At 54.7% G+C, this 18,430-nt stretch carries 17 protein-coding genes; 2 read left to right on the top strand and 15 right to left on the bottom strand.

The genetic code is table 11. The annotated features are described in order from the left end of the window. Positions 1-452: 452 nt before the first annotated feature. On the top strand, positions 453-2,408 hold the full coding sequence (locus tag LAO76_27300) for a RiPP maturation radical SAM C-methyltransferase (protein ID MBZ5494650.1): 1,956 nt from the start codon (positions 453-455) through the stop codon (positions 2,406-2,408). A gap of 169 nt (positions 2,409-2,577) precedes the next feature. On the opposite strand, the gene LAO76_27295 is transcribed toward LAO76_27300, so the two are convergent. The 9 genes from LAO76_27295 to LAO76_27255 all read right to left on the bottom strand — a co-directional run bounded on the left by LAO76_27295 (position 2,578) and on the right by LAO76_27255 (position 12,836). Beyond that, positions 2,578-3,873: a hypothetical protein gene (locus LAO76_27295; GenBank protein ID MBZ5494649.1), complete on the bottom strand. Its 1,296-nt coding sequence runs from the start codon at positions 3,871-3,873 to the stop codon at positions 2,578-2,580. Beyond that, positions 3,863-4,579 (bottom strand): c-type cytochrome, encoded by a 717-nt coding sequence (locus tag LAO76_27290; GenBank protein MBZ5494648.1) that lies wholly within the window; start codon positions 4,577-4,579, stop codon positions 3,863-3,865. Before LAO76_27290 ends, LAO76_27295 begins: the two co-directional genes overlap by 11 nt. Beyond that, positions 4,576-6,630, bottom strand: a complete 2,055-nt coding sequence (locus LAO76_27285) for a c-type cytochrome (protein MBZ5494647.1) — start codon at positions 6,628-6,630, stop codon at positions 4,576-4,578. Before LAO76_27285 ends, LAO76_27290 begins: the two co-directional genes overlap by 4 nt. A 14-nt stretch (positions 6,631-6,644) precedes the next feature. Next, positions 6,645-7,370 (bottom strand): hypothetical protein, encoded by a 726-nt coding sequence (locus LAO76_27280; protein ID MBZ5494646.1) that lies wholly within the window; start codon positions 7,368-7,370, stop codon positions 6,645-6,647. Further along, positions 7,367-8,110, bottom strand: coding sequence for a cytochrome b N-terminal domain-containing protein (locus LAO76_27275; protein MBZ5494645.1), 744 nt, complete (start codon positions 8,108-8,110; stop codon positions 7,367-7,369). The genes LAO76_27280 and LAO76_27275 overlap by 4 nt, the downstream gene beginning before the upstream one ends. A gap of 2 nt (positions 8,111-8,112) precedes the next feature. Next, a complete protein-coding gene (locus tag LAO76_27270; GenBank protein ID MBZ5494644.1) occupies positions 8,113-8,625 on the bottom strand; it encodes a Rieske 2Fe-2S domain-containing protein in 513 nt (170 codons plus the stop codon). Next, positions 8,622-10,571 (bottom strand): FAD-dependent oxidoreductase, encoded by a 1,950-nt coding sequence (locus tag LAO76_27265; protein ID MBZ5494643.1) that lies wholly within the window; start codon positions 10,569-10,571, stop codon positions 8,622-8,624. The genes LAO76_27270 and LAO76_27265 overlap by 4 nt, the downstream gene beginning before the upstream one ends. 62 nt (positions 10,572-10,633) lie before the next feature. Further along, entirely contained in the window at positions 10,634-11,206 is a 573-nt protein-coding gene (locus LAO76_27260) for a carboxypeptidase regulatory-like domain-containing protein (GenBank protein ID MBZ5494642.1), read from the bottom strand. A 22-nt stretch (positions 11,207-11,228) separates the two neighbouring features. Then, positions 11,229-12,836: a hypothetical protein gene (locus LAO76_27255; GenBank protein MBZ5494641.1), complete on the bottom strand. Its 1,608-nt coding sequence runs from the start codon at positions 12,834-12,836 to the stop codon at positions 11,229-11,231. A gap of 258 nt (positions 12,837-13,094) precedes the next feature. Here LAO76_27255 and LAO76_27250 point away from each other — a divergent pair, with 258 nt between their 5' ends. Next, positions 13,095-13,259: a hypothetical protein gene (locus LAO76_27250; protein MBZ5494640.1), complete on the top strand. Its 165-nt coding sequence runs from the start codon at positions 13,095-13,097 to the stop codon at positions 13,257-13,259. Between the two features lie 108 nt (positions 13,260-13,367). On the opposite strand, the gene LAO76_27245 is transcribed toward LAO76_27250, so the two are convergent. The 6 genes from LAO76_27245 to LAO76_27220 all read right to left on the bottom strand — a co-directional run. Further along, a complete protein-coding gene (locus tag LAO76_27245; GenBank protein MBZ5494639.1) occupies positions 13,368-14,159 on the bottom strand; it encodes a class II aldolase/adducin family protein in 792 nt (263 codons plus the stop codon). A 56-nt stretch (positions 14,160-14,215) separates the two neighbouring features. After that, on the bottom strand, positions 14,216-14,608 hold the full coding sequence (locus LAO76_27240) for a cupin domain-containing protein (protein ID MBZ5494638.1): 393 nt from the start codon (positions 14,606-14,608) through the stop codon (positions 14,216-14,218). 4 nt (positions 14,609-14,612) lie between these two features. After that, complete coding sequence (locus LAO76_27235; GenBank protein MBZ5494637.1) at positions 14,613-15,545, bottom strand: hypothetical protein; 933 nt, start codon at positions 15,543-15,545, stop codon at positions 14,613-14,615. A gap of 33 nt (positions 15,546-15,578) precedes the next feature. After that, on the bottom strand, positions 15,579-16,172 hold the full coding sequence (locus tag LAO76_27230; GenBank protein ID MBZ5494636.1) for a flavin reductase family protein: 594 nt from the start codon (positions 16,170-16,172) through the stop codon (positions 15,579-15,581). After that, positions 16,159-17,661, bottom strand: coding sequence for a 4-hydroxyphenylacetate 3-monooxygenase, oxygenase component (gene hpaB, locus LAO76_27225; GenBank protein MBZ5494635.1), 1,503 nt, complete (start codon positions 17,659-17,661; stop codon positions 16,159-16,161). Before hpaB ends, LAO76_27230 begins: the two co-directional genes overlap by 14 nt. A gap of 26 nt (positions 17,662-17,687) precedes the next feature. Beyond that, a partial coding sequence (locus LAO76_27220; GenBank protein ID MBZ5494634.1) for a gallate dioxygenase occupies positions 17,688-18,430 on the bottom strand: 743 nt, incomplete at its 5' end.

Here is an 18,430-nt window from a genome sequence, read left to right as displayed (position 1 = left end):
TTCCTGGCAGCACTGCTCGCTGACGAATTTGTCACAAGTTGCCGAATCATCCGGCGCAGGATCCTACTCATGGGTTCATCTCCTTCTCTGGATAACTCTTGGAGCAGCCTGTATTCCTTTTCTCCCAGCCATAAATGCAATTGATAACGTTGTCTATTAAGTATCTTTTTATCAGCCATTCTGGTCACCAATGTTTCCCAAAAATAATACGGATGGTGTCTTGGGGGAATGCTACCTTATCTGAGGCTTCTAGAATGGAGCGCTAAAAAAAATTGCGATGTTGACTTCCCAAAATGGAACGTAGTGGCGTTGTTATGAGCAAAGAGAATGTTTGATCCGCCAACTTCTGTGCCATACTTTTGTAATTCGATCTGCTTTTGCGTGTAGCTTGCTCATCAGCAGGAATTTCCTGCATCCTATGGGCCCGGCTGGCAGACGATCCCTGATTGGCTATGAGCACTTCAGAACCTGTCTCCAACACCTCTGTTTCCTCCGTTCAGCACCCGGTGATCGTTGCCGATAAACCTCGCGTTGCACTGATATACATGCCGTGGGGTGCCGTCGCCCGGGGCGCAATCGCCGTAGCATTGCTTAAGCAGGTCCTCAAGCGCCAGGGCTATCCCTGCGATGTTCACCATCTGAACATACGATTTGCCCAGGAAATCGGCGTTGATCTCTATACCAGGATTTCCGAAGCATCCGCCTTCTTTCCGGAATGGTTTTTCTCTACCGCACTTTTTGGAGAGAAAAGTCTTGGACTGCTCGACAATAATTGGAGCTCCCTAACAGGTTCGCTGGGAACGCGCTTTAAGTCGGAGCTTGCCAAGATGGCGGCCGGCGCGGATGGAATCTGCCAGAAGATTGCCGAAGAAAGCGTACCGCGATTTGTAAATACCTGTCTGGAGGAAATTGACTGGTCACAATACGCGGCTGTGGGTTTTTCCGTCACTTTCGCTCAAACTACCGCGTCGTTGCTTTTGGCGCGGAGAATTCGAGAAAAGCATCCCAGGATAAAGATCATTTTGGGCGGCGCCAGTATGGATTCGGAAATGGGTTTCGAAGTCCTCAAAGATTTCGACTGGATTGATTACGTGGTCCACGGCGAGGCCGAACAAAGCCTCCCCGAATTGTTGGACAATGTCGCTGCTGGCAATCATTTCAAGCTCGTACCCGGAGTTTCGATTCGAAAAGACAAAACTCTGATCGATGGACACCAGAGCGGCCAACCCGTGAAAGATCTGAACGAATCTCCCGCACCCGACTATTCCGATTACGTGAATGCCATGGAGAGGGCCGGGATTCACAAACAGACGCGCATTTCCTTGCCTTTTGAGGCTTCGCGTGGATGTTGGTGGGGTGCTAAACACCACTGCACTTTTTGCGGCCTCAATGGCAGCACGATGGCATTCCGCAAAAAAACTCCGGCACGGGTGTATGAGGAAATACTGAGCATCGCTAAAAACTATGGCTGTCTCACGCTGGATGCGGTAGATAACATCCTGGCCATGGACTACTTCACGGAGCTTCTGCCAAAGCTCGCAGAGGCTAACTTTGACCTGACTCTGTTTTTTGAGGTCAAAGCGAACATGACTCGCAGGCAGGTGGAGTTGCTTCGTGCTGCCGGAATTTCCAAGATCCAACCTGGAATTGAGAGTGTGAGCACCCGCCTGTTGAAGCTGATGAACAAGGGCGTTACTGCCATCCAGAATCTGCAGTTGCTCAAGTGGTGCTACGAGTTCGGCATTTTCCCCGCCTGGAATCTTCTCTATGGCTTCCCCGGAGAGACTGCGGAGGATTACCAGAATTTTGCGCGAATTTTTCGCGCAATTAGCCATCTTTGTCCGCCGACAGGAACGAACACGGTTATCTTCGAGCGCTTTAGCCCGTATTTCTTTGACCGGGAGAAATACTCGCTCGCGCTCGAGGCTTCTCCTTTTTATAAGCTGCTCTTCCCGGAGGAACTGGTAGACCTGGATAAACTTGCGTATTACTTCAATCGCAAAGGCGAAGCTGAACCGGACGAATCGCTGGATTACATCCGCCCGTCCCTTGAGTTCATTGCCCAATGGCAGGAATCCTGGAAACAAAGAAAATGGTTCTGTTACTACGAAAAAGGCCCTGGATTTATAACTATTTACGACAATCGTCCGCTTACCAGCCATAGTAATGCCGCAGGCCGAAGGACGACACTTCGCGGACTAGCCGCTGAGGTCTATCTTTTTTGCGATGAGAGTCGCTCCTTCACTGCCATTCAAGAGATGGTCAACAACGCAGCTGGTAATGGGATGGATAGTGAAAAGACCCGCACTATGCTCAAGCAGCTTGTTGATGCCCAAATGATGTTTGAAGAAGATGGGCGATATCTTTCACTCGCGGTCAGCAAGAAGTCGCAGACAATTGTAAAGTGACAGAGATGCTGCGGTGATGATGGCGCGTGAGAGTTCTTGTCCGGTCACCTGCAACTCAGGAAAACAATCCAACAAAGAGAATTGATGAGGCACCGCTGGAGAGATGGCAGCGCCGCAGTTTACTACAACAATTTACCCTCAAGCACCGATGTACCTCGATTTCACGCACTTAGTGCGCTGCGTATTCCTCTTCGGCTCGCTGCAAATCCAGAGCAACGCGCTCACCGTTGATGAGCACCATGCTGCGGTTGATTAACTCTTGTCCTGTGCAATCGTATTTCTCATAGCAAAGCAAAGTTGCAAATGAAACCACAAACTCCACTGACTGGCTGCCGGACTGGCCAGGCTGGTGTACCGTGGTACTGAAGTCAATGCCATCAAACTGCGGGTTGTCATGGAAATACTTTGTCACCGGCCGCAGGACGTGTGAGATGTGGCTCTCAAACGCCATCGCGGCGATGCGGTATTGCGACGACCCTGCCGGCTGTTCCAGATCGGTATTCATGCTGAGCTGAAGGTAAGCGCCGTTATGGAATGCTATAAAGGATGGCGGGGCATAATCCACAAAACGCGCTTGTTGTTTCAATTCAGAAACCAGCTTCTGCAACGTGGGATCGTAAGTCAACCGCAGCTTGTCCAGTCTGGCTGGGGAGAGGTCGGGCGGTGCGTTCCGGCGTTCTCTGACTGTTCTGGACAATTCGGACTCTGAAACAAGATTTGTGCTGACAAGTGTTCCCGGTTCCACTGGCTCTGTAGTGGTGGATGAAGTCTTGGTTGAATCGCCGTGGCCATGCCGGGCCAGGTAATGATCTCTTACGTCTTCGGGTGCGTCGTCGCCAGTTAGCCAGAGCGTGAACGGCTTGCCGTTCAGATAGATTTCGCTCTCCAGCAAGGCACTCTGTTGCGATTCCGTGTCTTTTGCGTGGACCAGTTTCTCTGCAACCGCCCGCGGAAACAGGATCATCAGGTTTTCCGCGCCCTCTGTATTTACCTTGAGCACTTTGTTACGAACGTGGTGAGAAACTTCGAACGCGTAAGCTTCGAAGGGAACACTGCGGTCGGTGCGGGCCACGGCTGCTTTCAGCAGTGGCAGAACCACGTCCTCATAGGTTTTGCGGGCACGCTGGTTGCCATTGAGCTGGCTGGATGAATATGAAATGTAGTAATTGCCAGAAATCGCCAGAACGGTCTGGCCGTTGAACTGATCGAATCGGATGGATCCCTGCGGCAACTGCTTTTGCCGCGCCTCGTCGATGTCCAGGGCCTGGCTGAAATAAAAAGGATATGGGAAATGGATCGTCGTGGTTTCCGTAGCAATTTGCTGAAGCTGCGCAAAATATTGCTTTTGCAGCCGCTTGGAAACCGGATCGTTCACCTTGCCCAGTGACAACACCTGCGCTGAGCAATAGAGGCCGCCAAGTGTTAGCGCGACAACAAGCATACGAACAAAATATCTATTTCCCATATTTCACTCCTGGAGTCTGGTACGGGGGATCGGCGATGGTACGGATATAGGAAAGCATTGCCTTGATCTCCGCCGGTTTCAACGTTGCACCATACGCCGGCATCTGTGGTGATTTGCCCAGCGCTGGTCCTCCATGGGCGATCATATTGGTAAGATCGGCGTCGGAGATTCGGTTCAACGTTGTGCCATCGGTAAATTGGTGCGGAGCAGGTGAAAGATTATCAAGGTTTGAGACGCGTTCCGGCGTCGATTCAGGATCATGGCAGCGGATGCAGTACTTGTCATTCACCATCTTCCCAACTGTCTGCTCGTAACCCAGAGCAATTTCACGCAGGCTCAGGCTCGCCGCGCCTCCGCCGGATTTCGGCGTCTCCGCGGTTACCTGATAGTCCCCGGGATTGTATCCCAGTTGCGCCACCACTGTGACCTGTCCGCTGGAATCGGTCAATGCCTGCGTCGGCGCGAACTGGATTCCTTCTCCGTGGAGCGTGACCAGCGCGCCTGTGACTGGATTGCCGTCTGCACCGTTAACCTGCAGGACCAGCGGTTGTGGCAGCGGCGAGCCGACCTGCGCAAGTTGCTTGCCGCCGCTGACTTCAACGATCTGAGTTCCGTAAGCTGCGGGCTTGGGCGCTTGCGTCGCCGAATGCCGGCAGCCGGCAATCAGCGCTACGCAAATAAGAAGCAGGAGGGTAAGGCGCTTCATTTGCCGCCTCCTTGTTTTGCTTTCAACGTCATCAGGAATGCGGTGAGATCGCGGGCTTCGTCATCCTTCAGTCCGAAATTCGGCATAAGCGTTCCGGCGCGAAGAGCATTCGGATCTTTCAGCCACTTGTACGTCCACACCGGCGTTAATCGCGTGCCAACGCTGGTTAAAGCAGGTCCCACGTACCCTTTGTCATTTTTGTAGTCAGCAATGTGGCAGGACTGGCAGCCATACTTGGAATAGAAGAGCTGCTTGCCGCGCGCGGCTGAGTCGGCATTGAGGGAATGTGTATCCAGTGTTTGAGAATCAAAGCCCGGCCCCTGATACGCCACGCTGATGTAATCGGCAAGTGTCTTGACTTCTCCGGGACTCAAGTTGAACTTGGGCATGCGGCGGATCAGCGCCGGCCTGAGCGTGTTGGGGTTCTTAAGAAAGTCTTCCAGCCATGCGCGCTGCACTGAGCTTCCTTCCCATGTGAGGTCCGGCGCCATGTCACCACCATTGCCGTTGATGGCGTGGCAGCTCAGGCAGCGGAGATCATCCATCAGCTTGCCGGCGTCGCCGCCGGGATGATAGTTCGAGGGGCGCGCGCCGCTGATGATCAACTCTTTCGGATAAGTTGCAGCACGGTCTGTCTGCGCGAGTAACGCCGTAGCCAGCGCGTCAGTCTGCGCGTCAGTCAGCGTAAACTTCGGCATCTTGAGGCCGGGACCAAAAGAGCGCGGATCGTGGATTTTGGCGGCAATGTAGTCCGGCAGGTTGTGTTTCATGCCCGGTGCAAAGACAACTTGCGCCAGCGCCCGGCTACCGACTCTGGTTAGATCGGGAGCGAAATTCTGCGGCGGGTTCACGCCGTTGATCTGGTGGCAGGCTGCACAGCCGCTCTCAGTGACCAGCTTTTTTCCGCGTGCAACATTGTCCGCGTTGGAAGGCGAAAGATGCACATTCGCCAGCAAGTCATTGTCTTTTTTCGCCAGCAGAAAACTGGAAAGCAGCGCGATCTGCTTGTCATCCATGCGGTAGTGCGGCATGCGCGTGTCAGGGTGATAGGCTGCGGGATTGGCGAGCCAGCGGCGCAGCCAGTCCGGATTCACTTTATTGCCGACTCGCGTTAGCTCTGGACCAAAATTGCCGCCAACAAGATTGCCGGCTTCATTCTGGACCGCGTGGCAGGAAGAGCAGAAGGATGCGCCATACAGCGTAGTTGCTTCCGTCCCGGCATCGGCGCCGGCAGGGGCCGCTGCGGCAACGGGCTTGATCTCAGCTTTCGAGGCGGCAGACGGCGTGCTCTGCGCCATCAGGAAAGCTGAGATGTCCGCCGCATCCTGATCATTGAGCAGGAAGTTCGGCATAGTGGCCGAGGCAGCATACGCCTGAGGGTTCTTGATCCAGGCATAAATCCATTCGCGGCTGGTTTTTTCTGCGATGTGCGTGAGCGGCGGTGGATTATCGCCAGGAGTGAGTTGATTGCCATCGGGCTGAGTAACGTTGTGGCAATGCACGCAGCCCATACTTGAAAGCAGGCTGCGGCCTTCACCAAGTTTTGGTGCGCCTTCAAGCGGGCCAAGATGACATTGTCCGCATCCTGACTCCAGGTATTTTGCCGGAAGCAACGGCTGTTCCCAAGCTTCAGTGGTGTAGTGCGCTTCTTCTACTGACGTTGCCGGGCCTTGTCCGCGATGGCACGTGACGCAGCCGAACTGATCAATCTCGTGGGGAATCGGCGGATGTTTGCGAAATGGCTGTGCCGTCGCGCCCACGAGTGCGCCATTCATGTTGACGTGGCAGCTTTCGCAACGATCGACAACACCCAGCTTGGCAATCCATGTCTGGCGAATGCCGCCATGAAAACTACGCACCAGAGTACCGCTTTGTCGCTCTGCGGCAATCTTTAAATAAGACTTTTGATAATGGCGCCAATCACTGAAATAATTTTTGGCGGGCGCAATGGCCAGCGAGATCAACAGCACCAGACTTACGGCGCCGAAATAAGCCAGCTCTCGCAGTGTGGGGCGACTGCGCAAAGGAGCGGGTTTGTTGTTATCGTCCACTTAGGCTCTCCCTCTTAATAGCTTTGCCACGGCAACACCCAACTCCATCCTGGGCCGCGGAAGAACGTACCCACTACCGTAAGGATTGTCAGTTCAACCAGAAACCAGGACATGATCCAGAAAGAAAGCGGCTTGGAAGCCAGCCAGCGATGAAACAACTTCGGCGACTCCGGCGAAAAACGTGCTGACCATAACATCAGGCCGCCGATGAGGATTGTCGGCACCAGGGCTACGATTACGTCGAAGACCAGAAGGAAAATGCAGAACAGGACAAGCGCGACGCCGACTATCATTAGTCTCCGCTTGCGGTCTCTGGCCCACAAGCTTTCACCTTCAATGTTGATGTTGAAATAAGGAATCACAATGAGCGCACCCACCACCAACCCTGGGACGAGAACTCCCGCGACCATCGGAGGGAAATAGTGCAGAAGTTCCTGGAGTCCCAGAAAATACCAGGGCGCTTTGGCTGGGTTGGGCGTGTGCATTGGATCGGCAATGCCTTCCAGCGGTGCGTTCGCGATCAATGAAATCCACACCAGCAGCACGAAGGCAACTTCCAGGGCAATAATGAATCGTGCCAGCGCCGTGGGATAAGTCATGACCCGGCCGTCGTCCTGCGTCTTTACGTACGGAGAAGTGCGGCGCAGGATGAAAGCAATACGCCGTGGGTTCTTGCGCACGTCAGACTGCACTTCAGCCTGCATCTTCACATCTGTTTGCAGCTTGGGTCCTTCGGTCATAAGTTCTTCTTTTCCGGAACGTAGAGGCCGCCATCTTTGCGAATGCGCCAGAAGTGAACGCCGACCAGAAGAATTGCCGCCAGCGGCAGGATCACGCAGTGGAGCACGTAAAAGCGTAGCAGGGCATTGGCATTTACTTCATTTCCGCCCAGCATCAGGAAGCGAATCTGTTTTCCCATCAACGGAACGGCCTTTGCTATGTTGGAACCGACCGTGACAGCCCAAAACGCCAACTGGTCCCAGGGTAGGAGATAGCCGGTGTAACTGAGCAGCAGAGTGATGAGCAGAAGGAACACGCCAATCACCCAGTTGAATTGCCGCGGCGGACGATATGCCCCGCGATAAAACACTTTGAACATGTGCGCGAACACCAGAAACACCATCGCGTGGGCCGACCACCGATGCAGGTTGCGCAAAAAGACGCCAGAGGCAACGACAAATTGCAGGTCCTTCATGTCCGCATACGCCTGCGGCACAGATGGGTGGTAATAAAACATCAGCAGAATGCCGGTGGCAATCAGGATGAAGAACGTACTCAGCGTGAGCGCTCCCAGATACCATGTGGGACTGAATTCCAGAGCGCGTGAACGGACTTTTACCGAGAACAGATGAAGAAAGATATTCTGCTGGACGGCCTGGGAGCGATGCAGATTGCTTGATCCGCTGCCGCTGCGAAATATCGTCCGCCAGACTTCCGTATTCCTGATCCGCTCGAACTCTTCTTTGACTGTTATGGCCATGCTTATACCTTCACGTATTCCGGTTCTTTCAACGTGGTTGAACGATCGACCATCAGGTTGCCATCTTCCGCCAGCCAGACCTTTAGCCAGGGGAGAGGTTGCGGCGCAGGGCCAGCCACTTTTACGCCATCACGGTTGAAGCGGCTGCCATGGCAGGGGCACGCAATCAAATCAAGCTCAGGCTTCCATGCTGTAAGGCAGCCCAGATGCGTGCAGATTGCGCCTAGAGCGTAAAAGCCTTTGGCGCCGTTGATCAGGTAAATTCCGCTCTGCGCATCCAGCGTTACGGTACCCGCGGGGAACTGGTCCGGCTTGCCCGCCTTGATGATGGGAGCGGATTCAAACAACACATTCGGCGAGAAATATTCGTAGGAAAACAAACCTGTGCCGGCAGCCGCCACAATCAGTGATCCCATGCCGACCTTGGCAAAGAACTCCCGGCGGCTGCTGTCCTTGCAACCGCAGTCCTTGGCGATCTCGCCGGTCGTTTGCTCCTGTGTTTTCACGTTGCTCATTTGCTGCTCCTCAAATCAAATGACTGTATTGGGATCAGCCCGGTGCTCTCGGCTGACCTGAAGTGGAATGCTTCCATGGTGATTTCCTTGACCGGACAGCGCATCGCGCATAGCCCGCAGCGGATGCAGCGTGTCTCGTCTTTTACCATCACTGCTCCGGAAAGGGTTCCCATTGCCAGTTCCTGTGGTTTTACCCCGCGCAATTCGACCTCATAGGCGCTTTCGTTTTGTTCCAAGTGAGCGAGCACGGGCTCGGGAAACTCGAAGTTTTCCAGCGGCACAAGCTCAAGGCACTGCTCGGGACAAACATCAACGCAGCCGCCGCAGAGAACGCATTCGCTGCCATCGACCTCAGTTCCTTCAAAAACGGTATTGACCCAACAGTGCAGGCAGCGTTGCGCTTCTTCAATGGCAGTCTGTTCATCGAAGCCAATTTCCACCTCTGTAACGCCGGTGCGCCGTTCCAGCGGCAGCATGGGAACAGACTTGCGCGCGATCTCCATGTAGTTGGTGATCATCTGGTGCATGTCAAAGACTTCAACTTCTAGAATGGGATCGGCATGCTTTTGTCCGCGCAGAAATTCGTCAATGCCAACGGCAGCACGCTTGCCGTCCGCCACGCTATCGATGATCAGGCGTGGGCCAAAAACGCAGTCACCACCGGCAAAGATGCCGGGGACCGAGGTCATCAGGTTGCTGCGGTCCACGGAAATCAGGCCGCGCGATGACAACTCAATCTTGCTTTCCTTGCCGAGAAAATCCAGGTTGGGAGTTTGGCCGATAGCCATGATCACCGTGTCACATTCCACAAGTGATTCGCTTCCGGCGGCAAACTGCGGACTGAATCTTCCGTTCTCGTCGAACACACGGCTGGTGCGTACGGTTTCAAGAGCGGTAACGCGGCCATTTTGGCCAATGACCTTGTTAGGTCCGAAGCCAGCGTGGATGATCACGCCTTCAGTTTCAGCTTCTTCCACTTCTTCCAGCGCGGCAGGAATTTCGTCGCGGCGCTCAATACAGACAATGTGAACTTCGCTTGCGCCCATGCGTAGCGCGGAAAGAGAAATGTCGACCATTTCATGTGAAGCTACGGCGCTGATGTTCTTGGACCACTCTTCAGTCGGAATCTCATGCTGGCGTACCACTTCGCGCGCGGCGGAACGCGCCACGTCCATGGCGACATTGCCGCCGCCAATCACTACAACTTTCTTGCCGATGGTGAATTTGTAGCCGAGGTTCACGTTCAGAAGAAAGTCAATGCCTTTATAGACGCCATCCAGATCGACGCCGGGAATGGAAAGATCGCGGCTGCGGTGCGCGCCCACGGCGATGAGCACAGCATCGAAGCCCTGCGAGCGGAGGTCTTCCACAGAAAAATCTTTGCCGGCGCGCTGGTTCAATTTGAGCGTGACGTCACCTGTCTCCAGGATCTCCCGCACCTGAGCTTCAACCACGTCGCGAGGCAGGCGATACTCAGGAATTCCCAGATAGAGCATGCCGCCCGGGACAGCAGCAGCCTCAAAGATGGTGACGGAGTATCCCATCAAGGCCAGATCGTGCGCTGCGGAAAGGCCGACCGGGCCGGCACCGATGATCGCAACCTTGTATGGCAGAGCTGGCTGTTTCTCAACGGGTGAAGGCTTGAAGTTTTTGGATTCCGGCCCATGACGCTCGGTGAGAAAGCGCTTGAGCGCGCGAATCTGAATGGGCTTATCGATTTCGCCGCGGCGGCAGGCGCTCTCACAAGGATGCGCGCATACCCTTCCGCAGATACTGGCCAGGGGATTGGGATCGCGGGCGAAGCGGTAGGCTTCTTCAAACCTGCCTTCCGCAATCAGCGCCACGTACCGCCCGGCATTGGTGTGGGCCGGGCAGGCCATCATGCAGGGAAAGTTGGTGTTGAGCCAGTCCCTGTCTACCGTTTTGTTTTGAAAACGCTTCTGCATGACGTCTTAAGCCCCCGCGCTTGGGTTTAGCGGGACGGCCAAAGCCGCCCCGCACACGTCTCTTACTGCAGTGTGAAATCGGCTGATGTATCGCCGGTTACGGTTATTTTCTTGGACGAAATCTTTTTGCCTTCATGCCACGCGTTGACAGTGTACTGCCCGTCCGGGACATTGGCGATGGTGTAAGCGCCGTTCGCATCGGTCTCGGCAAAGTAGGGAGTCGGAGAAACAATGATGTAGCCGGCCATTTCAGGGTGAACGTTGCAGAGCAGCGTTACCACGCCGGGATCGTTGAACTTGAATCCCTTCTTTTGTCCCTGCGGCCAGGTTCCCATGTTGTGTGTCTTCTTCTTGTCGCCGGAAATCGATGGCCAGAAGACATTGTGTTGAACCTTGTCACTGTTCAGGAACTCTACGGTTGTCCCTAGTTGAATGACCATTACATGAGGTTGGAAGCTGAGCCCCTTCTGGTCCATGGTGACGGGTTTGTCCGTGGTGACTGGCACCGGAGCAGCCGATTCCAGATAGACCACCGATTTTCCCGGGGCGACCTTTCCCTTGAGGCTACCGGCAAAGCTCATCTGAGTGGCTGCGAGGGCGAGAATTGAGACTAACAATATGTATTTCGTTTTCATGAGTGCATCCTCTCCAAAGTATTTAGTACACCCATTCCAGAGCCACCACGGCCGTGTTGGTGCGGAACGGCTCAATCGACGATGGAAGTCCGGTAATGGGATTGGTGATGATAGTTACGCTCTGTTGCGGGCGGAACTGGTATTCAAATGAAGCTTTGATGTTGGCATGAATCAGGAACTGTATGCCAGGAGTGAATCGGTTCCGCGTTGTGTGGAATGTAAGAGGCGCCGCCCCGGCAAGACTGTTGAGCTTATCTTCACCTGAGTTAACCGCATCCCAGCGCATGATCGCCATCAGCCAGGGATGAATCAGGTAATCAGCCTGGACAAAGCCCCCGGTAAAGCTTGCCGGCTGGCCGTGAAGGAATCCCGTAGCAGTGGGTGTGGTGGGATCCAGTGGCAATGGAACCGGAGTGCCCGTGGAGTCGATGGGTAACTCATTCGTGTCGTGCCCGTACATGAAGAGGCCGTAAAGGTTGAAGGCGCGATAGTTAAAGCTGAAATCGGCGCCTGTGCGATAAAACGGTTCTCTCACGGTCAGCACCGCAGGATCACCAAGCAGCGTTTCACCGCTGAACCGCTGTACTGAGCGGCCATAAAAGTAATAGCTGCCCAGGTTGATGTAGGTATGGTCGCGCGGGCCGGATGCTCCGGCAGCTTGTACGGCATTGCGGCTGGCCGGATCGCGTTCCAGATTGAAGCGATACGAAACGCGAGCATAAATATCTTTGAAGTTGGAATCAGACGCGAATCCGGCCGGTGAAGGGACAAAGTCGCTGTTGTTGGACGCCTGGTTGAGCCCGCTGGTATTCTGATCAATAAAGGCGATTGAGTAGTGGTAGCCGCCATATTGGTGGCCTCCACTAAACTCTACTCCGTTCATTGCGTCGGCCATCGTTAGCTGGTTGTTAACGTTCTTCTGTGAGAATGCCGGATTCTGGTTCCCGATGTTGGCCTGATCAAAGATGTCATAACCACTAATATTAATGTTCCTGGCCTGGCTGAAGGGTAGATCCAGTTCGAATCGTCCCACGCGCAAGCTGAGCGAATCTTTCTTCATCTTAAGCAGCCGGCCAATATTCACGAATTTGAGGTAACCATCGCCTAGGCCGCCGGCTGTGTTGTCACCGCCGACGTTCATGTCAGAATCCACCCAGAAGGCGATATCGCTGCCAAAGTTACCGGCGGTGAATATGCTGAACAGTCCGGAGCTGAAATCCGTCTTCGGAATAAATGGTGCGACCGTGCCGGGAGGAACAAGCGCGTCAAACTTGCCTCGATTGCCGCTGGTCTTCTGAAAGAATGTATTCATCCTCAGGCCGATCGGAGGCAAGCCGGGGATTGTGCCCGGCCAAATGGCCTTGGGAAAAAGATCTTTTTGTGCAGGCGCGCCCAGCAGAACCGGAGGAACCTTCAAAAAACCTTCATCATCGGTTGGGAACTTAAAACCGGCATCTTTAAAGGCTTTGCCAAAATCATTTAGCTTAGGAAAGTCAGAATGGCAGGTAGCGCATGAAGTCTGGTATTGGCGAGCAAAAGCGGGAATCGCATGGCTCACTGCAGGAAAGGCGAGAACAAACAACAGGCAGATGCACCCTAAACGATATAGATTGCTGATCGATTTCATCATGGAAGCTCCTTGCTGATTTAGGTACGCTCCAACCGGAATTAACATCTCCGCCGATCACACGCACGTTGTGATACTTGCGACCGTGGGCGCAATATTACGTAAAAGTGGGAATTGCGCGTGTGACGTAGATCACGCTTGCGGTGTGGGATCCCGATATGTCGCGTTAAGAGCTACCAGCGCGTGAATCAGTAAAAATAATGGGTTTCGGCAAGTGGATTCTTCCGCAAACGCGAAAGTGTCAGGGGGCAGCCCAGACTTATGGGTGCTTGTACCGCCGGAGTTTATGAGACTCTGCCAACCATGGCGGTTGGAAGCTATCTCTTTTTAGCGCCGCAGACATTAGGGCTTAAGCGCATGCCAATTGCCGAAGCCGCTGCGATTGTGGCAGCAGCCCAAGGCAGAGGCGATCTGGGGGAGTTCTGAATAGCAATACAGATATCGACTAGTAACGAGATTCGTGGACGATACCGACATTAAGAAATCGCGCGAGGGGCCGCCGGTCTATAGGCTGCTCCAGAAATGCTATTTGCATCACCCGCGCGAACTTAATGCATGTGGCTTGCGATCCCGCATCTCCTGGTTGCTCTGTGTGTGGAACAAATCAGCGTCTGTTTGGCGAAGACGCTTCAGCAGGTCTTCCCATAGCGCGTCCAGAATCGGTATCTTTGCCAACTCATGTTTGGCCGTGAGCGCGTGCTCCGGAGCAATGGCATGCGGAGTGTAGCCGGTGACCTGCGCCGCTGACGCAACCGAGATGTTGCGCTGGCATACCCCTTCCAGCAGCATCATGCGAAACAGCGCAGATTGAATGCTGGGACCGCTGGTGATAGCGCCGTGATTGGGCAACAGCACCACCGGCTTCTTGCCCAGCGCCTGAGCAAATGGACGCACGCGATCTTCTGATTGCGCCAGGCCGGTGAAATCTTCGTCCACAATTGCGATGTCATCCGCCAGCAGGCAACTCTCCTGATCAAATGTCTGCGGCAACTTGCGGAAGGTGGTCCACGTCACCGTGTTGGGCGGATGTGTATGCGCCACAGCAGTGATGTGCGGGTTGTAGCGATGAATTACCCCATGAAGATGGATCGTCTCATTCACGTAGGGTTTAATCGAAGGATCGTGCTCCAGAACGTTGCCATTGAAATCCATAATGAGGACGTCGGCCGGCGTCATGGTGGCGAAGGATGGCCCAAAACGGTTTACCAGCATCCGATTTTCACCCGCGGTGATGCTGAGATGTCCGGCGTTACCCACACTCAGGCCAAAGCGGAATAACAGCCGCGCGGCGCAGCAGAGATCAAACTTCAATCCATCCAAACTCATCAGTTTCCTCCAACACGCTCTCTGTGAGAGCGGCCTCACCCATTGCTGCCAATCACTTATTTGTCTTCGTCCAGATACTTCACAAGATGCATGTAGTCTTCCCGAGCGGGCAGGAAAAAATCCAGGTTCATGACCGGTTCAGTGCCCAGCGGTTCAATATAGTGGACCACCCCTGCAGGAATAACCAGAAAACACCCTGGGCCTACCTCATGCCCAACATCGCCCACATGATAAATGGCGCGTCCGCTCACAATGTATGCCATCTGTTCAAACGTGTGGCTATGCGGATTTAACTTCATGCCGGGATGGCATTCGTTCATCACCATCATCATGTCTTTCCACTTGAAGCCCTTCCGGCTGATTCCTGCGCGCACTACTTCAGAAGGGATGTTCTCCCAGTTGTAAGCCTTGCCGCTCGATTTCTGCTCTGTGGTTTTGGCGATACTCATCTGGTCATGCTCCTTTCCTGGCCGGCAGGCGGCGCTCGGCGGCTTCTTCCAGGCCCAGCAGCGCCTCCGCGTTCTTCTTGATCATGAACTCGATTTCATGCTCTTTGATTCCGATGTCCAACAGCTTCTCCACGGTATAGCGCAGTCCCTCCACTGGCAGCGGATTGTTTTTCTGTCCAAGGTCGGATCCCAGAAGCGTGCGCTCCGGTCCTACCAGTTCGATCCATCGCTTCAGCCGGTCAAAGTCCCAGAAATGGAACGTCGATTCCGGATGGTACATGCACATGGAGTGCTCAATGTAAGCGCCCAGCCGGACAAACTCCTGCACTTCCTCTTCACTGGCATCGACCACAAAATCCGGATGATTGATAATCATGCGACGCACACCCACTTCTTTGGCTCCGCGCAGCAGCGCCAGCGCCTCAGGAACGGAAACATGTCCAGTGGATAGAATTGCGTCAGCTTCGGCAATCAACTCCAGAATCAGCCGCGCCTGGGGGAGAAGCTCGCCTTTTTCGTCCAGAACCTTGACGGGAATATCCGGGAGTTCTCGGCCCACTTGCGAAGGAAACTTCATGTGCGGCTGCGCTTCATGGTGCTTAATGTGGTTTATGGATGAGATCGTGGGAAACCACACGATCTTGCCGCCCATGCGGAGAGTCATATCGACAATATAAGGATTCAGCCCGCCGACATAGCTGTTGAGGACCACGCCACCAAAAACCTGAGTAGGAATGTCCTTGAGGTCATGGTTCTTCATTGGCACCAGCTCCGGCGCGGTGGTGTGGTGATGGCTCTTGATCACGATGGCGCGCATCCCGGCTTGCGCCGCCTGCTGCGCTGCTTCCACGGCATCGATGCGCCGGGGAAAGAGTGACGGCGAAGGATGGATGTGCAGATCGATTGAGCCTTGTAAGAGTCGTGCAACCGCGTCCATGGTTCCTCCTGGTTTACAAAAACAAAAGACTACTTACCAGCCGAAGCCGGGCAAGCCCGCATCTTGCGATCCCCAGGGCTCCAGATTTCCTGCGCCGCGTTCTGCGCCTGCAGCGAGCTTTCGGTAATTGCGATCAAAATAGAGCAGCGGGTCCGGCGATTTGTCCTTAAGTTCGCATTGCAGCACCCGTCCCACAAAAATCACGTGGTCAGCCACCGGCAATGACTGTTCCACCTGACACAAAAACCAGCCGAGGGCATTTGCCAACACCGGAATTTGCTTGTCCGATGTTGGTGAATACTGCACATCCTGAAAGTGCGAACCGCGGGAGGCAAACTGTTCGGCGTATCTGCGACCTGCGTGTGGCAGCAAGTGCACGGCAAATGCGCCTGTTTCCGCCACGCCCTGGGCCGTGCGTGAAGCCGCTGTCAGTGAAACAAGCAGCATTGGCGGCGTGGCTGAAACCGAGCAAACGGCTGTGGCCGTCAAACCCACCGGCTCCCCGTCCAGCGAACTCGTAATAATGGTCACACCTGAGGCTAGATGCCGGATTACATCGCGAAATGCCGCGGCCTCCGCGCTTGCGCCCGGCACCGAAGGTGTGACTTTGGCCTCAGGCCGTGACATGATTCTTTTCCTGCGTAGCTTCACTCTTCTGTTGCTCGCGCTTGTCCCACTCGGCGGTGCGCTTGGAAAAATCCCATACCCGCTGCTTGAGTTCCTGCTGTCGCGGATAGTTCTGGTAGCGCAGCATGGCCAGCCGCCACGGATCGCCGGAAAAATAGCGTTCATAAAGTGTCTGTCGTCCGGCAAAAGAGGAGCAGGAAAGGTCCCAGGCAATGCGGAAGAGTTCAATGCGTTTGTCCGCAGGGATGGTTGCGCCCTGGTAGTAGCGCTCCACGTCCCCAGCGCGTTCGCTCGAAAGTTCTTCATGGCTCGGCACCATTACCAGGCCGCTTGCTCCCAGGATCTGAATGATCTCCACCAGCCGTGGATAAAGCTGCGGAAACAGCGTGCGCACGGTGAGCAGCGATTGCTCATTCGGCAACACGGTACCGTTTGGACCGGGCACGCAGTCAACTTCTGACGCGCGAATGCAGCTCCGCACCAACTCCACTGTGTTGATCATTTCATGGATGTGGTTCTGCACATGCTGAAATCCGCCGATACCCACAGCGTCTGCCATATTCAAGGCCACGCCGAGCAAAAACTCTGCTTTAGCCAGGTTCTTGGTGGCGAATTGATGCATGATCTGGTTCATGGTGCCGGTTTCGGCGAACATGCCGTTGCCGAGCTTGGGCTCCTGATAAATGAAGACGCGTTCCCACGGAACCAGCACATTGTCAAAAATGGCGACGCAGTCCATCTCGTCAAGACGCGCAGAGAATGGGTAATCCTGGACACGGCCGCCGAGCGGGGTGATGGCCGGACGGCAAATGAAACGCAGCCCCTGGGTTGCGACTGGAATAGAGAACGCAAAGGCATATGGCTTTGCATCATCCGAGAGTTGTAGAAACGTTGAAGGAAAGACGGCAATATCGTTGGAAAATGGCGCCAGAGTCGCGATCATGCGGGCACCGTGAATTACGATTCCCGCGTCCGTTTCCTTCACAATCGCCGCTGCCGTATTCTGCTGGTGCACCGGCTTGGAACGATCCGTTTGTGGATTGATCAGCGTGTGCGTCAGCGCCAGATCGTTCTTGCGCAAGTGTTCGTAATAGTTGCGAATATTCCTGCCAAACCGCTCGCCGCCGCGTGCGAAGTAGTCCTGCGCGGAACCCAGGCCGGTCATATGGACGTTCATGAAATCCGGGCTGCGCCCCATCATGCCGCCAGTCCAGTCCATCCACACCTTGACCATTTCACGGCGACGCACCAGGTCAGCTTGCGAACGCGGCTCTATATAGGAAAGCCCTGTGCGCTCTCCATCCGGAGTGATGTAAGTGAGCTTCTCCTGAAGCTGAGGATCGTGCTGCATGTCATACAGCTCGGCAATAGATTCGGCCACCGGCCTGAAGCGTGGATCGAGCGTGACATCGCGGACCTGTTCTCCATCGATCCATATTTCGCGATCATCGCGGAGCGAATCCAGATACAGCCGGCCGGTTCGAATCATGCTTTGCCCTCTCGAATGTTTTCTGCTTAGTCTGGGACGCGGAATGTCATGATTCCGTATCCCATCATCCCAAACGGATAATAAAATTTGCGCTCCATCCGCGCGAGTGGCGGCAGGGCGGCGCGCATCGCCATCCATTGCACCACTTCCACTGAGTGCTCTCCGCCCAGGCGGGCAAAATCCGCCATGGTGTAAGAGTTCAACTCTTGCGGAGATTTCTCAATCAGATCCATAAATTTGCGGTCCCACTCGGCTGTTACTCGTCCGCAATTTGGGCCGGTAAGCTGGTGCGAGAGTCCTCCGGTGCCGAACACCACAACGCGCTGATCGCCGGGAAAACTTTGAACGGCCCGGCCCACAGCCTCGCCCATTTGCCAGCAACGTTGCGGCGAGGGCAGCGGTTCCATCACGACGTTGATCGTCAGCGGCACCACCGGGATCTTCCATCCATCGTCCAGCAGCGGCATGGGAGAAAGAAATCCGTGATCAAGCGACATGCGATGCGAAGCAGTGATGTCAAATCCATCGGCCACCATGCTCGTAGCGATGTGCGCTGCGAGTTCTTTGTGGCCGGGAATAGGAGGAAACGCGCGTGCGCCAAGTCCTTCATCGGGAATGTCATATTGTTCAGCCAGGCCGATGCTGAAGGTAGGCCATGCGTCGTAGAAATATTGATCGACATGGTCGTTGTAGATCACCACCAGCACATCCGGCTTCTGCGACGCCAGCCATTGCTGCGATTTTTCAAAGGCGGCAAACAGGGGCTTCC

This window comes from Terriglobia bacterium (assembly GCA_020072645.1).
Taxonomy (GTDB): Bacteria; Acidobacteriota; Terriglobia; order Terriglobales; family Acidobacteriaceae; genus Angelobacter.
Note: the sequence above shows the minus strand (reverse complement) of the source record. Positions and strands in the feature narration are given on the sequence as shown.

Coding starts and splice junctions, on each gene's coding strand:
- LAO76_27300 (MBZ5494650.1), top strand. CDS start 453: ATGAGCACTTCAGAACCTGTCTCCAACACCTCTGTTTCCTCCGTTCAG.
- LAO76_27295 (MBZ5494649.1), bottom strand. CDS start 3,873: ATGGGAAATAGATATTTTGTTCGTATGCTTGTTGTCGCGCTAACACTT.
- LAO76_27290 (MBZ5494648.1), bottom strand. CDS start 4,579: ATGAAGCGCCTTACCCTCCTGCTTCTTATTTGCGTAGCGCTGATTGCC.
- LAO76_27280 (MBZ5494646.1), bottom strand. CDS start 7,370: ATGACCGAAGGACCCAAGCTGCAAACAGATGTGAAGATGCAGGCTGAA.
- LAO76_27275 (MBZ5494645.1), bottom strand. CDS start 8,110: ATGGCCATAACAGTCAAAGAAGAGTTCGAGCGGATCAGGAATACGGAA.
- LAO76_27270 (MBZ5494644.1), bottom strand. CDS start 8,625: ATGAGCAACGTGAAAACACAGGAGCAAACGACCGGCGAGATCGCCAAG.
- LAO76_27265 (MBZ5494643.1), bottom strand. CDS start 10,571: ATGCAGAAGCGTTTTCAAAACAAAACGGTAGACAGGGACTGGCTCAAC.
- LAO76_27260 (MBZ5494642.1), bottom strand. CDS start 11,206: ATGAAAACGAAATACATATTGTTAGTCTCAATTCTCGCCCTCGCAGCC.
- LAO76_27255 (MBZ5494641.1), bottom strand. CDS start 12,836: ATGATGAAATCGATCAGCAATCTATATCGTTTAGGGTGCATCTGCCTG.
- LAO76_27250 (MBZ5494640.1), top strand. CDS start 13,095: ATGGGTGCTTGTACCGCCGGAGTTTATGAGACTCTGCCAACCATGGCG.
- LAO76_27245 (MBZ5494639.1), bottom strand. CDS start 14,159: ATGAGTTTGGATGGATTGAAGTTTGATCTCTGCTGCGCCGCGCGGCTG.
- LAO76_27240 (MBZ5494638.1), bottom strand. CDS start 14,608: ATGAGTATCGCCAAAACCACAGAGCAGAAATCGAGCGGCAAGGCTTAC.
- LAO76_27235 (MBZ5494637.1), bottom strand. CDS start 15,545: ATGGACGCGGTTGCACGACTCTTACAAGGCTCAATCGATCTGCACATC.
- LAO76_27230 (MBZ5494636.1), bottom strand. CDS start 16,172: ATGTCACGGCCTGAGGCCAAAGTCACACCTTCGGTGCCGGGCGCAAGC.
- hpaB (MBZ5494635.1), bottom strand. CDS start 17,661: ATGATTCGAACCGGCCGGCTGTATCTGGATTCGCTCCGCGATGATCGC.